The 18,381-nt window shown below is 57.4% G+C and carries 15 protein-coding genes; 5 read left to right on the top strand and 10 right to left on the bottom strand.

The features are described from left to right. Positions 1–21: 21 nt before the first annotated feature. From K2184_RS22915 to K2184_RS22930, 4 genes are all read left to right on the top strand, one after another. Positions 22–2,574: a fimbria/pilus outer membrane usher protein gene (locus K2184_RS22915; protein ID WP_196552858.1), complete on the top strand. Its 2,553-nt coding sequence runs from the start codon at positions 22–24 to the stop codon at positions 2,572–2,574. A gap of 11 nt (positions 2,575–2,585) precedes the next feature. Next, on the top strand, positions 2,586–3,935 hold the full coding sequence (locus K2184_RS22920) for a fimbrial protein (RefSeq protein ID WP_224227114.1): 1,350 nt from the start codon (positions 2,586–2,588) through the stop codon (positions 3,933–3,935). Beyond that, entirely contained in the window at positions 3,932–4,666 is a 735-nt protein-coding gene (locus K2184_RS22925; RefSeq protein WP_004105455.1) for a fimbrial biogenesis chaperone, read from the top strand. Before K2184_RS22920 ends, K2184_RS22925 begins: the two co-directional genes overlap by 4 nt. 232 nt (positions 4,667–4,898) lie before the next feature. After that, positions 4,899–5,519: a hypothetical protein gene (locus tag K2184_RS22930; protein ID WP_004105453.1), complete on the top strand. Its 621-nt coding sequence runs from the start codon at positions 4,899–4,901 to the stop codon at positions 5,517–5,519. A 65-nt stretch (positions 5,520–5,584) separates the two neighbouring features. On the opposite strand, the gene K2184_RS22935 is transcribed toward K2184_RS22930, so the two are convergent. Next, entirely contained in the window at positions 5,585–6,844 is a 1,260-nt protein-coding gene (locus tag K2184_RS22935) for an MFS transporter (RefSeq protein ID WP_064370288.1), read from the bottom strand. A gap of 214 nt (positions 6,845–7,058) precedes the next feature. Between K2184_RS22935 and K2184_RS22940 the strand changes: the two genes are divergently transcribed. Next, positions 7,059–7,571: an AAA family ATPase gene (locus K2184_RS22940; RefSeq protein ID WP_047720699.1), complete on the top strand. Its 513-nt coding sequence runs from the start codon at positions 7,059–7,061 to the stop codon at positions 7,569–7,571. Positions 7,572–7,628: 57 nt separating this feature from the next. Here the strand turns inward: K2184_RS22940 and K2184_RS22945 are convergent, their stop codons facing one another. The 9 genes from K2184_RS22945 to fabG form a co-directional block, all read right to left on the bottom strand. Then, positions 7,629–8,069 carry a nucleoside 2-deoxyribosyltransferase gene (locus K2184_RS22945; RefSeq protein WP_024274674.1) on the bottom strand — a complete coding sequence of 147 codons (441 nt, stop codon included), beginning with the start codon at positions 8,067–8,069 and terminating at the stop codon, positions 7,629–7,631. Positions 8,070–8,270: 201 nt separating this feature from the next. After that, positions 8,271–9,920, bottom strand: coding sequence for an OFA family MFS transporter (locus K2184_RS22950; protein WP_047720700.1), 1,650 nt, complete (start codon positions 9,918–9,920; stop codon positions 8,271–8,273). Between the two features lie 367 nt (positions 9,921–10,287). After that, on the bottom strand, positions 10,288–11,445 hold the full coding sequence (locus tag K2184_RS22955; protein WP_163525461.1) for a CdaR family transcriptional regulator: 1,158 nt from the start codon (positions 11,443–11,445) through the stop codon (positions 10,288–10,290). Further along, positions 11,442–12,617: a glycerate kinase gene (locus K2184_RS22960; protein WP_126489532.1), complete on the bottom strand. Its 1,176-nt coding sequence runs from the start codon at positions 12,615–12,617 to the stop codon at positions 11,442–11,444. Before K2184_RS22960 ends, K2184_RS22955 begins: the two co-directional genes overlap by 4 nt. A gap of 13 nt (positions 12,618–12,630) precedes the next feature. Continuing rightward, complete coding sequence (locus K2184_RS22965) at positions 12,631–14,001, bottom strand: MFS transporter (protein ID WP_004105439.1); 1,371 nt, start codon at positions 13,999–14,001, stop codon at positions 12,631–12,633. 76 nt (positions 14,002–14,077) lie between these two features. Further along, the gene (locus K2184_RS22970) at positions 14,078–14,956 is read right to left on the bottom strand and encodes an SMP-30/gluconolactonase/LRE family protein (protein WP_004105431.1); all 879 of its coding nucleotides are present in this window, start codon (positions 14,954–14,956) and stop codon (positions 14,078–14,080) included. A 13-nt stretch (positions 14,957–14,969) separates the two neighbouring features. Beyond that, on the bottom strand, positions 14,970–16,307 hold the full coding sequence (locus K2184_RS22975; RefSeq protein ID WP_004105428.1) for an MFS transporter: 1,338 nt from the start codon (positions 16,305–16,307) through the stop codon (positions 14,970–14,972). Positions 16,308–16,442: 135 nt separating this feature from the next. Beyond that, on the bottom strand, positions 16,443–17,633 hold the full coding sequence (locus K2184_RS22980) for a thiolase family protein (protein WP_163525463.1): 1,191 nt from the start codon (positions 17,631–17,633) through the stop codon (positions 16,443–16,445). Positions 17,634–17,644: 11 nt separating this feature from the next. Beyond that, complete coding sequence (gene fabG, locus K2184_RS22985; protein WP_032720110.1) at positions 17,645–18,379, bottom strand: 3-oxoacyl-ACP reductase FabG; 735 nt, start codon at positions 18,377–18,379, stop codon at positions 17,645–17,647. Between the last annotated feature and the right edge of the window lie 2 nt (positions 18,380–18,381).

Below are 18,381 nucleotides of genomic sequence, written 5' to 3' on the forward strand. Positions count from 1 at the left end.
TTTTATTTGAGCGAATATCCCATGGCAGGTATCAGGTTATTTCTCCTGACCCTTTTAATCCCCGCTTCCGTAACGTTTGCTTCCGGCACGAGTATTACCGGAGCGGCAGGGATAGCTGAAGAAAATGATTATACTTTTGACCCTGCTCTGTTTCGCGGCGGTCGTTTCAGTGAAACCGCGCTGATGCGGCTGAGCAAACCGGGAAATATTGCCCCCGGCAACTTCAAAGTAGATGTTTACGTGAATGGTGGATTCGTCAGCAGCGATAATATTACCTTCAGTGAAACAGAAAGCGGGCAGGTGCGGCCGTGCCTGACGCCCGGTCAGCTTGCGGCAGCCGGGATTGCGCCCCGCAACGGTCTGCCTGCCGGCGCAAAAGAGAACAACACCTGTCTCTCCCTCAGCTCGCTGATTGAAGGCAGCAGCAGCCATTTTGACACATCCCGGTTGCGGCTCGAGCTGAGTATACCGCAGGCTGACATGAATATCCGGCCGCGCGGCTATGTTGATCCCGGCGAACTGGAAGCCGGCAGTTCTCTGGGATTTATTAACTACATCACAAACTATTATCACGTCTCTTACTCCGGTAATAACGCCCGGGACCTGGACTCCGGCTGGCTGTCCATGAACGGCGGGATAAATCTGGGGATGTGGCAGTTCCGCCAGTTATCAAATGTACAGTGGAATCGTGACTCGGGCGCAAACTGGAATACCCTCCGCCGGTATCTGCAGCGCCCGTTGCCGGCATTCAACAGCCAGCTTACCGCCGGTGAACTGAGCACGACCGGGCGTCTGTTTTCAGGTCTGAGCTATAAGGGGATAAGCCTGGCCACCGATGAGAGAATGTTGCCGGATTCCATGCGAGGGTATGCCCCGGCCATTCGCGGAGTGGCAGGCAGTACGTCGAAGGTGACGGTCTCCCAGAACGGGCGACAGATTTACCAGACCACGGTCGCTCCCGGCCCGTTTGATATTAACGATCTCTATCCGACCAGCTACAGCGGCGATCTGGATGTTGAAGTCACTGGGGCCGACGGCAGCGTAAGCCGGTTCAGCGTGCCGTTCTCCGCCGTACCGGAGTCCATGCGTCCGAGGATCTCACGCTATGGACTGGCTGTCGGGCGTACCGTTGACGCTGGCGATAACTCTCTGTTCAGCGACTTGACCTGGCAGTACGGGCTGAGCAATGCCCTGACGCTCAATACGGGACTGCGGATCGCGGATGACTATCAGGCGGTCATTGGCGGTGGGGTCTACGCCTCTTCTGTAGGCGCTCTGGGCCTGGACATCACCGCCTCCCGTGCGGGGATGCCGGAGGGCGATGACGTGAAGGGCTACATGGCCCACATTTCCTGGAGTAAAACATTCCAGCCGACAGCAACCACCGTGACGCTGGCGGGCTACCGCTATTCGACCTCAGGCTATCGCGAACTTGGTGACGTCCTGGGCGTAAGAAAAGCCATGCGCGACCACGATCGCTGGACCTCCACCTCCTGGCAGCAACAATCCCGGTTTGATATCTCCCTTAACCAGGGGTTTGGTTCCTTCGGCAATATTTATCTCTCAGGCTCCACGCAGAATTACCGGGACGGCCGGAGCCGGGATACGCAGCTGCAGGCGGGTTACAGCAACAGTTTTCATAACGGTATGAGCTTCAACATTTCCCTTTCCCGCCAGCACGCAGGCGGGAGCTATGAGGCCGGCAGAAAGGAAACCGTGACCGCAGTATCCGTCTCCTTTCCGCTGGGATTCAGCGATAAAAATAACACCCAGATTGTCAGCAACTCCTGGACCCACGCCTCCGGCGGCGGCGACCAGTTTCAGAGCAATACCTCTGGCATGATCGATGATGCCCGGACGCTGAGTTATAACCTGGGGGTGATGCGCGACCAGCAGTATCATCAGACAACGATAAGCGGCGGCCTGCAAAAACGGCTGCCCAACGTCAGCGTGGGGCTCAATGCCTCCCGGGGTGAGGGGTACTGGCAGGCGTCGGGTAATGCGCAGGGGGCGCTCGCCATTCATTCTGGCGGCGTGACGTTCGGACCTTATCTGAGCGACACCTTCGCGCTGGTTGAGGCTAAAGGCGCTTCAGGGGCAAGCGTATATAACTCCGGCCAGTCGATTATTGACAGCCAGGGCTACGCCCTGGTGCCCTCCGTCACACCCTATCGTTACAGCAGGGTAACGCTCGATCCCCAGGGAATTGATGGCAACGCAGAACTGGTTGACAGCGAGCGGCGGGTCGCGCCGGTGGCCGGCGCTGCCGTCAGGGTGGTATTCCGCACCAGGACGGGCCATGCCATGCTGATTAATGCTCGTCTGCCAGACGGAGAGCCGGTCCCGCTCGGGGCGGATGTCACTGAACCGGACGGGACGATTATCGGTATGGCCGGACAGAACGGACAGCTCTATTTACGTACGGAGCACGCTGAGGGAGAGCTGATCGTTCGCTGGGGTGACGACGAGCGGGATCGCTGCCGTCTGGCCTACCGCATAAACCCCAAAGAAACCACCCGGCACCTGACAAAACTCAGCGCAGTCTGCCGACAGACGCCTGATGCGCAGCGATGAAGATAATGATGATGAAAAGACGAACTTTCCTGCTTAACTTGCTGTTTGCCTGCCTGACGCTTTTCAGCCTCCGGGCCGGCGCCAGCTGTTCCCTGACCCTGGTTACCCAGACCGAAGACTCCTATGTCGCGCAGATACCGTTCGGGAAAATTAACCTGACGGATACTTATCTGCAGCCGGTCGGTACCATGCTGGCCAGCATCGTGGTGCCGCCAACGAATTACACTCACGGCGGGGCTAACGGCGCTTCGGTACTCTGGGAATGTGATGCCGCGGATCTTCCCAATATCTATTTTCTGGTCGCCACGAATGGCGACGATCGCGTCGGCGGTTTTTATGATATCGGCACGGTCGACGGCCTGAGCGACGTCTATGCCACCTGGTTCGCCTACGTCGGGATCAGACAGACCATGTCCGGCGTCACGCTGACCCGCCACTGGCAGAAGGTTCCCATCACATCATACGCCACAAGCTCAACGGGGAGGATTCAGATCCGCCTGCAGGATATCCCGCCTCTGGTCGCCGAGCTGTACCGGATCAGCAGCCTGCCGGGAACCTCCGCCGCATCGGCCTATTGTGGTAACAACAATGATGATGGGGTTGGTATTGGCTATGCTTCCGCGACGGGGCGTAACTATTACTGTCAAAATTCCGTCATGACTCAGCCCAACGCCTACATCCAGCTGTCCGGCGACAGCAGCGTCAGCTTCAGTTTCGCACGCGATTTCCCGGGTGAGGACAGCGCCTATAACTACGATTTCTGGGGAGCGGATAACGGCTTTGGCTACGGCATGCGGCTGGCGAACACCCTCTATTCCCTGCCTACCTGCGTGGCGCGCAATGCCACCCCGCAGGTTTTATTTCGCACAATTTCTATTGCTGAACTCGAACAGGGGGGGAGCGCCAGCGCCAGCTTCACCGTGCAGGTAGAGTGCAGTGATTCAGCCGAGTCGGGTACGGCTGCAGGCCAGACGGCGATTGGTATTCAGGTTTCCCCGGGGTCATACAGCGCGGCCAGCACGCTGGGGCTGGTGAACGGCAGCGGCGGCGTGACGCATCTGGTCTCTGATGATTATTTTGGCGAAAACATGGCCCGGGGCGTGGGAATTACCCTGCAGAATGCGCAGGGGAAAAGAATGAACTTCGTGGGTCAGCCGGGGACGGTATCCCTGACCACGCCCGGTGGCGAAAATGCCGGATGGTATCCGGTACTGGAGGCGGCCGATAACGCTGGAAGCACCATGGCGGGATATACGCACTACAGCAGCACATTTTTAGCCACCCTGCAGAAACTGGACGGCCAGGCGGTCACCCCCGGTAAAGTTTATGCCACAGCCTATGTTCTGGTGAAAATACAGTGAACAAATTTCGCCGCGTTGGCTGGATATCGGTGCTGTTGATAATGTTTCTCGCGCCATTACGCGTTTATGCCGGACTGATAGCGAGCGGCACGCGAGTCATCTATACCGAAGGAACCCGGGAAATCAGCCTGATGCTGGCTAATACCAATTCCTGGCCGGTCATTGTGCAGAGCTGGGTTGATGACGGCAGCGGCAATCCGGCCTATACGGGGGCGCCTTTTATTGTGCTGCCTTCCGTGTTTCGCCTGCAGCCGGAAGGAATACAGGGGCTGCGGATTGTCTATAACCAGACGCCTTTGCCACGAGACCGCGAGAGCGTGTTCTGGATTAACCTCTATGAAATTCCGCCCGTCAGTAAAAATATGCCGGAGCAATCCCGGCTGCAGCTGGCAATGAACACCCAGTTAAAAATATTTTATCGTCCACAAGGTCTCTCTCCCGCTCCCGAGAGTGCGGCCGCACGTCTTAAATTCCGGGCAGTACAAGAAGGCGGGCGCTGGTACGTGGAGTGCGACAATCCCACGCCCTGGCATATATCGTTTACGGACATTATTGTTCGTCACGGAAAAACGCAACGGCATGTTGAGCGGGAAATGGATATGATGACCGCGCCTTTTAGTCAGCGCCGTTATGCTCTTTCGGGGAATATACCGGTGACGAGCGCCAGCGAGATTCAGTTCTACTATGTTGACGACCGGGGTGCCATTCTAAATGACCATACTCGGTTATGATGTCTGCTCACGGCCTTGAACGATTGAAAATTTAAACGACGTCCCCCCCGCCATTTTATATGATTTAAGTTTCTTAACCTCTTAAACCTGCAGGGAATTACCCATTTGGTTTCTCATGCAGCCTCTTGTTTATATTGGTTTTTTACTTTGTTTTTGACTTCTGTGATTAACAGGCTGGTGGTCGGTGATTTATATTGTTTATAAATAAATATTAAACCGGAGTTTAATAGCTTTGAACATCATCAACATAATTACCGACGATGTGTATTTTTTGCAGGGGGCCAGGCATTTATTGAATGAGGCGGCAGAAAATCATGCCGTGTTATACAATGACATAAATGCATCGGGACTGAGAGCGGTGGTGAGATCTTTTGCTACCTACGATCAAAAAGTTATTTTATATATTCATTGCATCAGGAAACGACGAGTGTTATTACGCCTTGTTGCGGCTTATAATCTGCAGGTGTTTGTTATTACGCATTGTAAAGTATCAGATTGCAACAATGATAAGGACCCTATGATCATTCCTTCATTCCTATCGAAAAAAGAGTTTTTGCAAAAAATAAAATCAGCAAAGAGAAGCGTGTATAGAAAAAGCTCGCAGCGGTCTAAAAGGATATTTAAAGGACTGTCGGCAGGAGCCAGTGTGAAGGATCTCGCGGAAACCTTGAATATCACCCAAAAAGCTGTTTATGCCATTAAGAATCACACTATAAAAAAATTTGGTTTTAAATCCACGAAAATGAATGGCTTTTTACTTTGCCGCGATTTATTAGAAATGAATGAAATAGGCTTGCGCTATAAGAGGATCGTAGACGGGAACTTTGTGTCGATGAATGCCAGGAGATCCTAGAGCCTGCGCGCGGCAAATCGCTGGCATCCGCTCTCGCAGGAAGGCATACGACCTCCTCGTTTGCACTACAGTTTCTGAGCGTCGGTCTGCGGCGGCGCAGAACTATCCTGATACCGCTTACGCAGTTTCAGCAGCCGGGAAACCAGTATTACCACGGCGAGACCGGCCATCAGCGCCGCGCAGTGGAAGGCGATTCTGCCACCAGCATGGAAGTAGATCCAACGGGTTGCCTCAATGGAAGCGGCAAACGCGCTCAGGGCCAGAATATTCAGCGTGGCGGACACGGTGCCTTTTGGCAGATGATGGGAAAAGAGCGTGAAGCGGAACAGCACCGGGTAAAGTAGCCCAATCCCCAGCGCATAAATGCTGGTACCCAGCACCGACCAGAACCAGACATGCGGCCACATAAGATTACCGACCAGCAGGATCAGCAGGCCGGTCAGCTGTATCGGAACGGTACGCCAGATAAAGCGCGGCGAAGTGGGGTCTTTTACCACGTTCGCCACGATCGCGCTGGCGATAATCAGCCCACTGAACACCGGCACCTGAGTCCAGGCATATGCCGCGGGAGACATGCCGCCGTGCTCAATCAGAATCACCGGAGAGAGCGCCACCCAGGTGATCATCGGCACGTTGCCAAAGGCCACCGCCAGCGAACCTGTCAGCACCACGGGATGACGAAACGCCGCGATGAAATCAGCCAGCACTTCCCCCGGTTTAAATCCCCGCCCCTGAGAGATAACGGTTTCCGGCATCTTAAAAAGCAGCAGGGCCCAGGCCACCAGGCCCAGCGCGCCAATAATGGCAAACAGCAGTTTCCAGTGCATCACCGTCATTAGCGCCGCGCCGGCCAGCGGTCCGATAACCGGCGCAAGCAGGACGATAGAGGTCAGCGCAGCCATGATTCTGATTGAATCGGTTTCCCCAAACGCTTCCTGAATCGACACATAGCCCACGGTCGAGATAAAACAGATGCTGGTTCCCTGGATAAAGCGGGCGACGAAGTATTGCGCGATCGAAGCGACAAACAGCATGCTCAGGCAGGAGAGAGCAAAAACCAGGGCGCCGGTGAGCAGAACGGGGCGGCGGCCGATACGATCTGACAGAGGGCCCAGCAGCCACTGCAGCGCCAGGCCTCCAGCCATATACAGGCTGACCGATGCCGGAGCAAGGGTGACATCAGCCTGAAGCTCGTTGATGATATGAATAATGCCTGGCTGAATAAGATCCGTGGTCAGGTAAGCCGAAAAATCATAAATAATCATCGCCAGCGGAAACAACATGACGCTGCCGTACTGGATTAAACGCCGTGGCGGGGTATTCATGCGGGCTCCGGGGAATCTGCCATCCTGCATCTTAGTATCTGTAAACCAACTCAACCGACCCTAAACGGAGATAAAATAATCCTGTTTTTTGTGTGGTTTTTGGGCCTTATACCACGTGCGCGCATCAGCGCTGGACGTGAGGCAATCGGCGCTCTATTGTCATCAACGTCCGGAAGTTGTCATTCATTAAAGGCTCTTGAATAACGGGATATCTATGTTACTGATCTTTGGCGGCCTGCCCGGTACCGGGAAATCAACCATTGCTCGCCTGCTGGCCGCCAGGCTGGGGGCCGTCTGGTTACGAATCGATTCGATTGAGCAGGCGCTGATCCGCGCCGAAACCGTCACCCGGCACGATATAGGACCGGCCGGATATCTGGCGGCCTACGCCATTGCTGCGGATAACCTCAGGCTGGGCAACGTGGTGATTGCCGATGCGGTGAATCCCATCGCCATTACCCGCCAGGCCTGGAGAGAGGTCGCGACCGAGAATGCCGCGCCTTATCTGGAGATAGAAGTGACCTGCTCCGACCAAACGCAGCATCGGGATCGCGTGGAAAACCGCGCAGCGGACATTCGCGGCCATATCCTGCCGGACTGGCAAAAGGTCATCACCCGTGATTACGAACCCTGGCATTCTGCCAGCCTGGTGCTGGATACCTCAGTACTGAGCGCCGAAGAGGCGGTAGAGCGGATCGTTGCGCATATTGAGTCGCACCGCCGGTAAGACTATGAATACTCCCCTGGCGAGGGAAAAAGCGGTCGCTCAGACGACCGCGTGGTATCAGAAAACGTCGCCGGTAAAGATATTCTTTTTCAGTTGAGTAAAGTCGTAAGTCGCCAGCTCTTCAGCGCTTTGGGTATAGTAAGTCAGACTTTCTGAAATCATCAGGTTTAGCTTATTCCCTTTTTCCTGAACGATAATCAACGGCTTTTTAAACGCGTGGGCATAGCCGATTTCGTACGCCGTACCGCTATCGACGTGATCGTCAAAGAAATCAACAACGGCAACCACCACCGTGGCTTCGTCGAGATGCTTGATATCGTTCTTAAAGATGAAATCGCGCCAGGGTAAAGTGCCGTATTCCAGATTCTCCGCATCGGCCAGGCGCGGTGAGAAAAATTTATCTACCGTTTTATTGACGGTCAGCGCCTGTTCGACGCGCTGGACGCGATCAACCTGGTCGTCGCTGAAAAAAGGACTCGCAATATAAATATTTACCATCAATCGATTCTCCTGAAGATTCATTGAAGGCTGCAGTCGACCGGTAAAAGTTCGCCTGACAGTCTATCTTCCCTGATAGGCAGTTAGTCTATTCACCTGAGTCGTTAGAATAACTTTATCGATGGATGCTGACTATGTTACGTGCGGCAAAGTGCGTTTTCTCTCGTCTGGCCGATGCCGCCCGGCATCGGCGGCAAGACTTTACATAAAGAACTTCACGGCCTGCTGGAGGGTGGTGCCGACGCCCCATAAAAGCGGCACGCTCACCGCTAACCAGCTTACGGTTAACAGCAGCGTGGACGGGCGGGCCTCCCACGTGAGCTGAGCATCCTTATTGATGGTATACAGACCTTTCGCCTGCTGCTGCTGTTCCGCGGTCATCGCATGCTCTTCCGTCAGCGGACGCACCAGCTGATTACAGATAAAACCCAACACCAGCAGGCCGGTCAGGACCATCAGCGTAATATCGTAGACGCGCTCGGGCGGGACCCCGTGCGTCAGCTGATACTCGCGCAGATAGTTCACCAGAACCGGGCCGCTGATCCCCGCCGCCGACCAGGCGGTTAACAAGCGTCCATGAATCGCGCCCACCATTTGTGAGCCAAAGACATCAGCCAGATAGGCGGGAATACTGGCAAAGCCTCCGCCGTACATCGAAATGATAATGCACATCGCGCAGACATAAAGCGCGATATAGCCGCCGTGATTCACCAGCGGCAACGTCCCGTACAGCACGGCGCCCAGGCAGAAAATGATCGCAAAGGTCATTTTTCGCCCGCACAGATCGGATACCGATGCCCAGAAAAACCGTCCCAGGATGTTAAACAGGCTGAGCAGGCCGGTAAATCCTGCGGCCATGGTAGCAATGCGTTTCAGCTGCTCGCCGTTCAGCTCATGCCAGCTGAGATCGAGCGACAGCAGTTTGCCGGCAAAGATCTCCTGCAGCATCGGCGAAGCCATACCGAGAATACCGATCCCCGCGGTGACGTTGAGCCATAGCACCATCCACAGCAGCCAGAACTGTGGGGTACGGCAGGCGACGCGGACGTGCACCTGGATCGTGGGATTATTGCGGATCGTTTTTTGCGCCTTCTCGCCCGAAGGGTGCCAGCCCATGGGCGGCAGGCGATAGCCAAAGGTACCGGCAAGCATAAATAGCGCATAAATCGCCGCCAGCGCCAGAATGCTTTGCCATACCCCGTTGCCGGTCGGACCGGCGAAGTAATTCATCAGACCATTTGCCAGCGGCGCCCCCACCAGCGCTCCCCCGCCAAAACCCATGATCGCCATCCCGGCCGCCATTCCGCGCTTGTCAGGGAACCAGCGCAACAGCGTCGAAACCGGTGAAATATAGCCCAGTCCGAGACCGATTCCGCCGATGACCCCGGCCCCCAGCCACAGCAACCATAGCTGATGGAAATAGATGGCGACGCTGGATAGCAGCAGGCCGCCGCACCAGCATAAGGTGGCAATAAAGCTCACCAGCCGCGGTCCAACCTTCTCAAGCCAGCTGCCCCACAGCGCCGCCGAACAGCCGAGAAAAACAAAAAACAGCGTGTAGGTCCAGCCGAGCATGGAGATTTTCCAGTCGCAATCGCGGGTAAACAGCTGCTGCCAGAACGACATATTGACGGGGCATTGAAGGGACTCGCTTCCTCCTATGAGCTGCGACATAGGCAGCCAGTAAACGGAAAACCCATAGGCCATACCTATGCAGAGATGAACGGCCAGTGCGGCCGGTGGCACCAGCCAGCGGTTAAAACCGGGCCTGGCGATGATACGTGGTTTCGCGAAAAAATCGCGTAGGGGAGAGACCGGTGCGGTCGCGATGTTTTCATTCATTTGCGCCATTTTCCTGTCCTTTTTATCTACATTGGCCGACGAATGCTGCGGTCGGGGAACGTAGATAAAAGGCAAGAAAGGTGCCATTTGATTAATTTGTGTACAAAAATGGCGACTGAAGCGAGCAAGCTTCGCTGAAGGGATGAGGCGAAAAGCCAGCCCTCGGCAACGAAGGCGCCTGTCGGGATAAAATCGCCGGGCGCGCTATTATTTTGATAAATGTCGATCTCAGAGTGATACGCGGTGCGAGGTGGCGATGGCGCTGAGCGTCTTTGACGTCAGCGCTCTCCTCTGCTGGCCAGCAGAACGCGACCGGCACGGTGTTTGCTGTGAAGGGCGGGCGAGGGCGCGTACCGGCCTGCTCGCCCGGCGCACGTTAGCTTAAGGTATCAATCCATTCGCTCTGGCGCGGGTTCTGCCGACGATAGCAGTGTACCGACACCGCCAGCTGCGTCAGGTCGGTGAAGACCATCGGATCGAGCTGAATATGCTTTTTAATCTGCTGCAGCCGGTAGGTGAGCGTATTGCGATGAATCCCCAACAGCAGCGACGTTTTTCCCGGCTCGGCGTTATTGGCAATAAAGCTGCTGAGGGTATCCAGCAGCACTTCGCCGGAATCATGCTCAAGCAGCTGGCGTACGTTATTGATAAAAAAATTGACCATATAGCTGTCTTCCAGCACCCGGAACAGGCAGAGCATCGCCATTTCGCGAAAGTAGTAGATCTGCCGCTGCGGCTGCACTTTGCTCCCCACCTCAATCACCGAACGGGCGAATCGGATGGCCTCGCGAATATCTGGAGCGCTGTCAGCCTGCACGCCAATGCCGATATGGTAATGGCTGATCTGATTGCTGAGGACAAACTCGATGCCCCGCAGCAGCGTTTCCTGGGATTCGCTCAGCGTATTGAGGATCAGGATCTCATTGCTGCCCAGCAAAATGACGTCTCTTACCCCGGCCAACTGCGAGAATTCTCGCAGCAGCGTACTCAGTATTTCGCTTAGCTGATGCTGTTCAACCTGCACGGTCACCACGACCGGCACCAGCGGCGCATCAAAAGCGAAGCCAAGCTCAACCAGGCGATGAAGCGCTTCCTGTCCGGCGGGCGAAGCGCCTTGATCAAGATATTGACCAAACAGGGTATCGCGCAGACGCTGTCGCCAGTTGGTTTCCCGCATCTCTATGGCCTGGCGGACCAGCAGCTCGGCGGTGAGTACCGCCAGTTCAGCATAGCGGCTGATCGCTGCGGGATCGCCGCTGATGCCCACCACCATCACCACGCGATCGTCATAGATAATGGGATGATTAATACCGGGATGCACATTCTGGAAACGCGCGGCTTCCGCGGTGTTGTTAATACAAATGCGTTTACCGGTGCGTATCACCTCACGGGCGATCTCATGCTGCTCGCCGATACGATGCCGTTCACCTGAGGCAATGATCTGTCCATGATGGTCAATCACGTTCACGTTATGATGAATTATCGCCATTGCCCGGGTGACAATTTCATTAGCCAGCGCCGTCGTAATAATCATACAGTTATCCGCTTATGTGCCTCTCCGCGCCGCCCGCTCAGAAAGGTTCGTAGAACATTCTCCGCTGCGTCGGCGAGGAGCTGTTCGCATGTGTTCATCGACTCCGCCAGCGGCATAGGGCGCTGGCAAATAGACCACATCGCGTCAATATGGTGTTGATACAATTGCCGACTGCTCTCATCGCGTCCGCCGCAAAGGGCCACAACCGGTACGCCGTGGCGCGCCGCTTTGCCCGCCACGCCCACCGGGGCTTTACCAAAGGCGCTCTGACGATCGAGCCAGCCTTCCCCGACGATGGTCAGCGCGGCATCGCTAAGATGGCGGTCGGCGTTAAGCAGTTCCAGCACCAGGTCAATGCCCGGGCGCAGCGTGGCGCCCGCATAAGCGATCAGCGCGGCCCCCATACCGCCCGCGGCCCCGGCGCCGGGCCGTTCGCTGACGTCGTAGCCGAGCGTTTGCGTAAGCTGCCGACTGTAGTGCGCCATACCCGCCTCCAGTTCCCTGAGCGCGGCCTCGTCCGCGCCTTTCTGCGCGCCATACACCCAGGTGGCGCCATCTTCCCCAAGCAGAGGATTCGTGACGTCGCAGGAGGCCTGTATTTCGGCCTGTCGTAAGCGTGGATCCATGGCGCTTAAATCGATGCGCTGAATATGCGCAAGATCCTGACCCGCCGCGGGAACCGGCAGCAGCGTGCCGTCCTCGCGCCAGAAGCGGGCGCCAAGCGCCTGGGCAAAACCGATACCGCCATCGTTGGTCGCGCTGCCGCCCAGCCCGATAATCAAATGCCGACATCCGGCATCCAGCGCCGCTTTTACCTGCTCACCCAGCCCAAAGCTGCTGGCCAGACGCACATCCCGCTGCGCTTTCGGCGTGAGCTCCAGCCCACAGCTTTGCGCCATCTCGATAATGGCCCGTTCGCCGGGCAGGATCAGAAACGCGGCCTCTACGGAGAGACCGTAAGGCGAGGAGCAACGCTGCTGCTGCCACCTTGCGCCCTTCAGCTGCGGACTTTCCGCAAGGGCCGAGAGCAGCCCCTCTCCGCCGTCTGACACGGGCATTTCGACCAGCTCCAGCCCCTCGTCAACCCGGCGCAACCCCTGTGCTACCGCTGCGCAAGCGGCCTGCGCGCTACAGCTACCCTTAAACGAATCCAGCGCGATAACAATCTTCATGCGTTCTCCTGCGTTAATGCGCTTTGCGCGGCGTTTTATCGGTGGTCATGAGCTGCAATAACATCCCCAGCAGCGCGCATCCCGCCATGGTAAAGAAGGCGTAGATATAACCCGCCGGATTTTCCCATCCCCCACCGAACTGGATGAGCCAGCCCATAAGCAATGGCGAAATGCCGCCGCCGATAAACATCGCCGTGGTGATAATGCCGTTGGCGGTAGAGGTGGCGCGTTCTTCGGCGGAGTCCGAAGCCATTGCGTAGTAAATAGGCCACACGGCGTTGGCCACCAGGCCAAAAAATAGCTGAATGGCGATAAGACGCGGCATATTGGTGGCGAAATAGAACAGCGCAATGCCGATACTCATCCACAGACCGCAGACGATCAGAGTACGTTTACGGCCAAAGCTATCGGACAGCCAGGGCCAAATTATCTGGCCCAGGGTACCGGTAAGCGTGAAGATAATACTTAGCCCGGCGGATGCTGCCAGCGACAGGCCGGAGACGTGATAAAGATACGGCGGCAGCACAACGTTAATGCCCATATAGACAATTTGCGTCAGCAGGGTATTGCCCGCCGTTAGCGAAATATTGCGGTTGCGCAGGGTGCGTAAAAAGGTCTTCATCCCTTCGCCTTTGGCAACATGGCTGCTTTCCTGGGTCGCCGGGCGCGTCATCCCCTGGCTATCGATATGCTGATAAAGCGTGTTGATGCGATCGGCGGTGGAATATTTCGCCCAGAAAATCATCAGCGGGATGGCGACGATCAGCGCCAGCAGGAAGCAGTAGCGCCAGCTGCCTTCGCCAAATGCGGAAAGCACCAGACTTGCCACCACGCCGCTCAGCAGCGCGCCAATCGGATAGCCGGTATGATGCACCCCCAGCGCGAAGCCGCGTTTCTCTTTCGGCCACCACTCTGCGGTGTTGCTGACGCCGACGGGCTCGCCCCAGCCGGCCCCGAGGTTGACGCCAACGCGCAGCAGCACAAAGGCCGTCAGCCCGTGGCTGATCGCTTTAATACCGGAAAGAAAAGAGAGGGCGGTATAGCCCAGCACCAGCGGTACCTGAAAGCGCGCTCGTTTCCAGCCTGAACCGTAGCGATCGCTCCAGATGGAGCCGGGGATATCCAGCACCGCGAGGGCAACCATAATCAGGGCGACGACGTTGCCCCACTGTTCCGGCGAGAGCGAAAACTCTTTAGAGATGACCGGGCCAAGGCGCAGGATCATCTCGCGATCGTAGGCGTTAAGCACCCAGATTAGCCAGCAAACCAGCAGCGAAACCCAGGAGAAACGATGTATCAGCCGCTTTTTTCCACCTTGTTCGCCGGCAGGTGTGTGATTGATTGTTGTCATAGTCGTGTTTACTCCGCGGCGTCGCGACAGCATGATGCGCGCCGCCTGGTGTCAGGGTCAGAGTCAGTTCGCCGGGTATTATTGTTATCGCGGCGAGCCGGAGGTTCGCTTAGCCGGCAAAACGCCGTTCCGCTACGCCGGTCACGCCCAGGTCGTACAGGGCGAACAGGCTGCCGCGCAGCTGATTATCTTCCGGGAAGCGCGGGAGGGGCGGCTGCGCCATTGAGGTGACGTACAGCACGTCGAGGTTTTCGCCGCCGAACATAACGCTGGTCACTTTTTTCACCGGCATCTCAATGATGCGATCGATCTTGCCCTCCGGCGTGTAGCGCACCAGCTTGCCCGCGTAGACCAGCGCGTTCCACAGATAGCCTTCGCTGTCCACGGTGGCGCCATCCGCCGCGCCGCCTTCGCTGCTATCGACACGGCAAAAGACTCGTTCTCCGGAGAGATCGCCGGTCGCGGTGTTGTAGTCCCAGGCGCAGATTTCGCCCGTCCAGGTATCGGCAAAATAGAACGTCTCGCCGGAGGGGCTCCAGCAGGGGGCGTTAGAGACGATGATATTTTTCTTCAGCACGTGTAGTGACAGATCGGCGTCCAGGCGATATAGCGCGCCGCTCGGCTCCTCTTCACGCATATCCATCGATCCGAACAGAAAACGTCCCTGACGATCGACTTTGCCGTCGTTGAGCCGGTTAAAGGGCCGGTCCGCTTCCGGATGGTGCAGCAGCGTCAGCTCGCCGCTGGCGAAGTCGAGCAGATGCACGCCATTCTGTAGCGCCACCACCGCGCCTTCGCCGTTCTGGCGCAGGGCGAACGAGCCAATTTTCTGCCGCACGTCCCAGCTCTTAATCGCGCCGCCCTGCGCGTTACAGGCGAACAGGCGCCCGTCGAGGCTGTCCACCCACCAAAGACGCTGCTGTTCGACATCCCAGACCGGGCTTTCGCCGAGTCGAGTTTTTAAATCCAGTAAGACTTCGATGCGCATAAGGACCTCCTGATTACGCTTTTTCGCCGCCGGCTTGTTTTGCCGATGCTCTGCCAGGGGATGACGAACTTTTGATGAACAGAGACACCAGCGCGCCGATGATCAGTAGCGCGACGGCGAACCATAAGCCGGACGTTGCCGCGCCGGTGCGATCCTCAAACGCGCCGAGAATAAACGGCCCGAGAAAGCCCCCGCACAGCCCGAGGCAGTTAAGCAGGCCGAAGCTGCCCGCCAGCATATGCCCGCTCATGATCGAGGGGAGCCAGTTAAAAATGATGGATTGCATGGCGAAGAACATGAAGGCGGCCAGCGAGAAGCCAAGCAGCGCCACGCCGTGGCCGGCAATCGCGCCAATCGCCATGCCGGTCGCCATGACCAGATATCCGGCCATCAGCATGCTGCGCGAACGCTGTTCCGTCCGGGCGAAACGCGGCAGCAGGATCCCGCCAGCGGCGGCTGCGATCCACGGGATGGCGGTCAGCAGACCGATCTGCAGCGGAGTAAGCTGGCCCCAGCTACCGATGATCCCCGGCAGGAAATAACTCAGGCCGTAAACCGAAAACTGATGGGTAAAGTAAATCAGCACCAGTAACAAAAACACCCGGGTGGTGAGCGCGGTTTTCAGGGAAAATCGGCTTGGCGTATGGCGCGTCTCCTCGGCTTCTTTCTCCAGTACCGCGTTGATAGCCTGCACGTCGTCGCTGTCCAGCCAGCGGGCGTCGGCCGGTTTATCCGGCAGTCTGCGCCAGACGACGAAAGCCAGCGCTATCGCGGGCAGCCCTTCGATAAAGAACATCCACTGCCAGCCGTGCCAGCCGGACATTCCATCAAGGCTTAATAACAAACCGCCCAGCGGCGCGCCGATAATGTTGGCCAGGCAGACCCCCAGCAGGAACAGACCGGTGGCTTTAGCGCGCTCTTCGCGGCCAAACCAGAGGGTCAGGTAGTAAATAATGCCCGGATAGAGCCCCGCTTCGGCAGCGCCGAGCAAAAGGCGCATCACGTAAAAGGACGTAGGCCCGGTGACAAACGCCATACCGCAGGAGATGATCCCCCAGGTGATCATGATGCGGGCGATCCAGCGCCGCGCGCCAATCCGGGTTAAAAACAGGTTGCTGGGGATCTCCAGCACCGCGTAGGTGAGAAAAAACAACCCGGCCCCGAGGCCGAATGCGGTTGCGGAAAGGCCGATATCCACCGACATGGTCGCTTTCGCCATGCCAATATTGGTACGATCAATAAAGCTGATGATGTACGCCACGATAAGCAGCGGCATCAAATGGCGGTAGATCTTTTTATGGGTGCGCTGTAGTGGCGTCCCGTTTACCGCCTTTTCATTTATTGCGGACATGGTTATTATTTCCCCGTATTCGTGGTCAGAAGCCTTGCCGGGATCGAGACGATCCCGTTCGTCAGCTCACAGGTTGTCGCCGGGTGCTGACCCGAACGACGCCCGGCCCGAAGCCCCACTTCGGGCCGTCTTTTCCTAAGCGCCTTCGCGCTCGAACAGCATAGAAATCCCCTGGCCGCCGCCGATGCACATGGTGACCAGACCGGTGCGCGCGCCGCTGCGCGCCATTTCATACATCAGTTTGACCGGCAGGATCGCACCGCTGGCGCCCACCGGGTGGCCGAGGGCGATCGCGCCGCCGTTGACGTTAACGCGGGCTGGATCGAGACGCAGATCGTTCATCACCGCCAGCGCCTGGGCGGCGAAGGCCTCATTGAGTTCAATTAAATCGATGGCGTGAACATCCATATTGAGACGATCCATCAGGCGTCGGGTGGCGGGAGAGGGGCCAAACCCCATAATCTCCGCGCCGCAGCCGGCGACCGCCCAGCCGCGAATGCGCATGCGCGGAGTTAAGCCGCGCTGTTCCGCCTGCTGGCGGGTCATCATCACCAGCGCGGCCGCGCCGTCGTTAATGCCGGAGGAGTTGGCCGCCGTCACCACGCCGTCGGCTTTAAATGCCGGACGCAGCGCGGCGAGCTTTTCGCGCGGGGTGTCGCGCGGGTGTTCATCGGTCGCGAACAGGCGGATCGCTTTTTTGCCGTCCGGCACCTCAAGGGCCAGAATCTGCTCGCGGAAGCGATCCTCAGCGATCGCCTTCAGCGCCTTCTGCTGGCTCGACCAGGCGAAATCGTCCATCGCTTCACGGGTAATACCGAAGCGTTGCGCAACGTTTTCCGCCGTGATGCCGTTGTGATAAGGCCCTTCCGGCCAGGTGAGGATGGAGATCAGTCCATCTTCCAGCTCGCCGTGGCCCATGCGATAGCCATCGCGCGCTTTGCGCAGGTAGTAGGGCAACTGGGTCATATTTTCCGTTCCGCAGGCGACGACCACCTCGGCCTGGCCGCTTTGCAGCTGCATCATGCCGTCCGCCAGGGCCTGAAGTCCGGAGCCGCACTGGCGGTTAACCGAATACGCGGTGCTCTCCTGCGGGATCCCCGCCCGCAGCTGGCAGATGCGGGCGATAAAACCGCTTTCGGCGATTTGCCCGACGTTGCCGACGATCGTTTCGTCGATATCCTGCGGCGCAAGTCCGGCGCGGGCGATCGCTTCGCGAATGACCGCTGCTCCGAGGTCATGCTGGTGGGTATGCTTAAGACTGCCATTAAACGTGCCAATAGCGGTACGGACGCCGCTGACAACCACAATATCATTAGCCTGTGTCATCGTTTTTCTCCTTACAGCACCATGCCGCCGCCGACGTTAATCACTTCACCGTTGATATAGCGCGCGCCGTCAGACGCCAGAAACGCCACGCACTCGCCAACGTCTTTCGCCTCCCCGGCGTAGCCCGCAGGGATTTTGTTGATCATGATTTGCCAGACGTTTTCCGGGACGCCGCGCGTCATATCGGTATCGATAAAGCCCGGGCAGATGGCATTAACCGTGACGCCTTTTTTCGCCAATTCGCGGCAGGCGGTTTTGGTCATTCCCACCACGCCGGCTTTTGACGCCGAATAGTTGGTTTGTCCGACGTTGCCAAGCCAGCTGGCGGAAGCGATATTGATAATGCGGCCCGCGCCGCGCTCGCGCATGCGGATGGCGGCCTGCTGCATACAGAGAAAAGTGCCCTTCAGATTGACATCGATCACCGTGTCCCAGTCCGCTTCGGAGAGTTTGTGCAGCATGGCGTCGCGGTTGATTCCGGCGTTATTCACCACAATATCCACCGGGCCAAACGCCTCTTCGGCCTGGGAAAACAGCGCTTCGACCTGCGCTTTTTCACCGATATTGCAGCTGATAAACAGCGCCTGTGCGCCCGATTCGCGCAGGGACGCGGCGGCGGCTTCGCCGTGCGCGTCGCGATCGGCGATGATCACTCGCGCGCCTTCCCGCGCAAGCACCTGAGCAATGCCAAAGCCGATACCGCGCGCGGCGCCGGTAACAATGGCGGTTTTACTGGCAAGTTTCATAG

It is taken from the genome of Klebsiella sp. K5-306, assembly GCF_051835185.1.
GTDB classification, from domain to species: Bacteria; Pseudomonadota; Gammaproteobacteria; order Enterobacterales; family Enterobacteriaceae; genus Klebsiella; species Klebsiella oxytoca.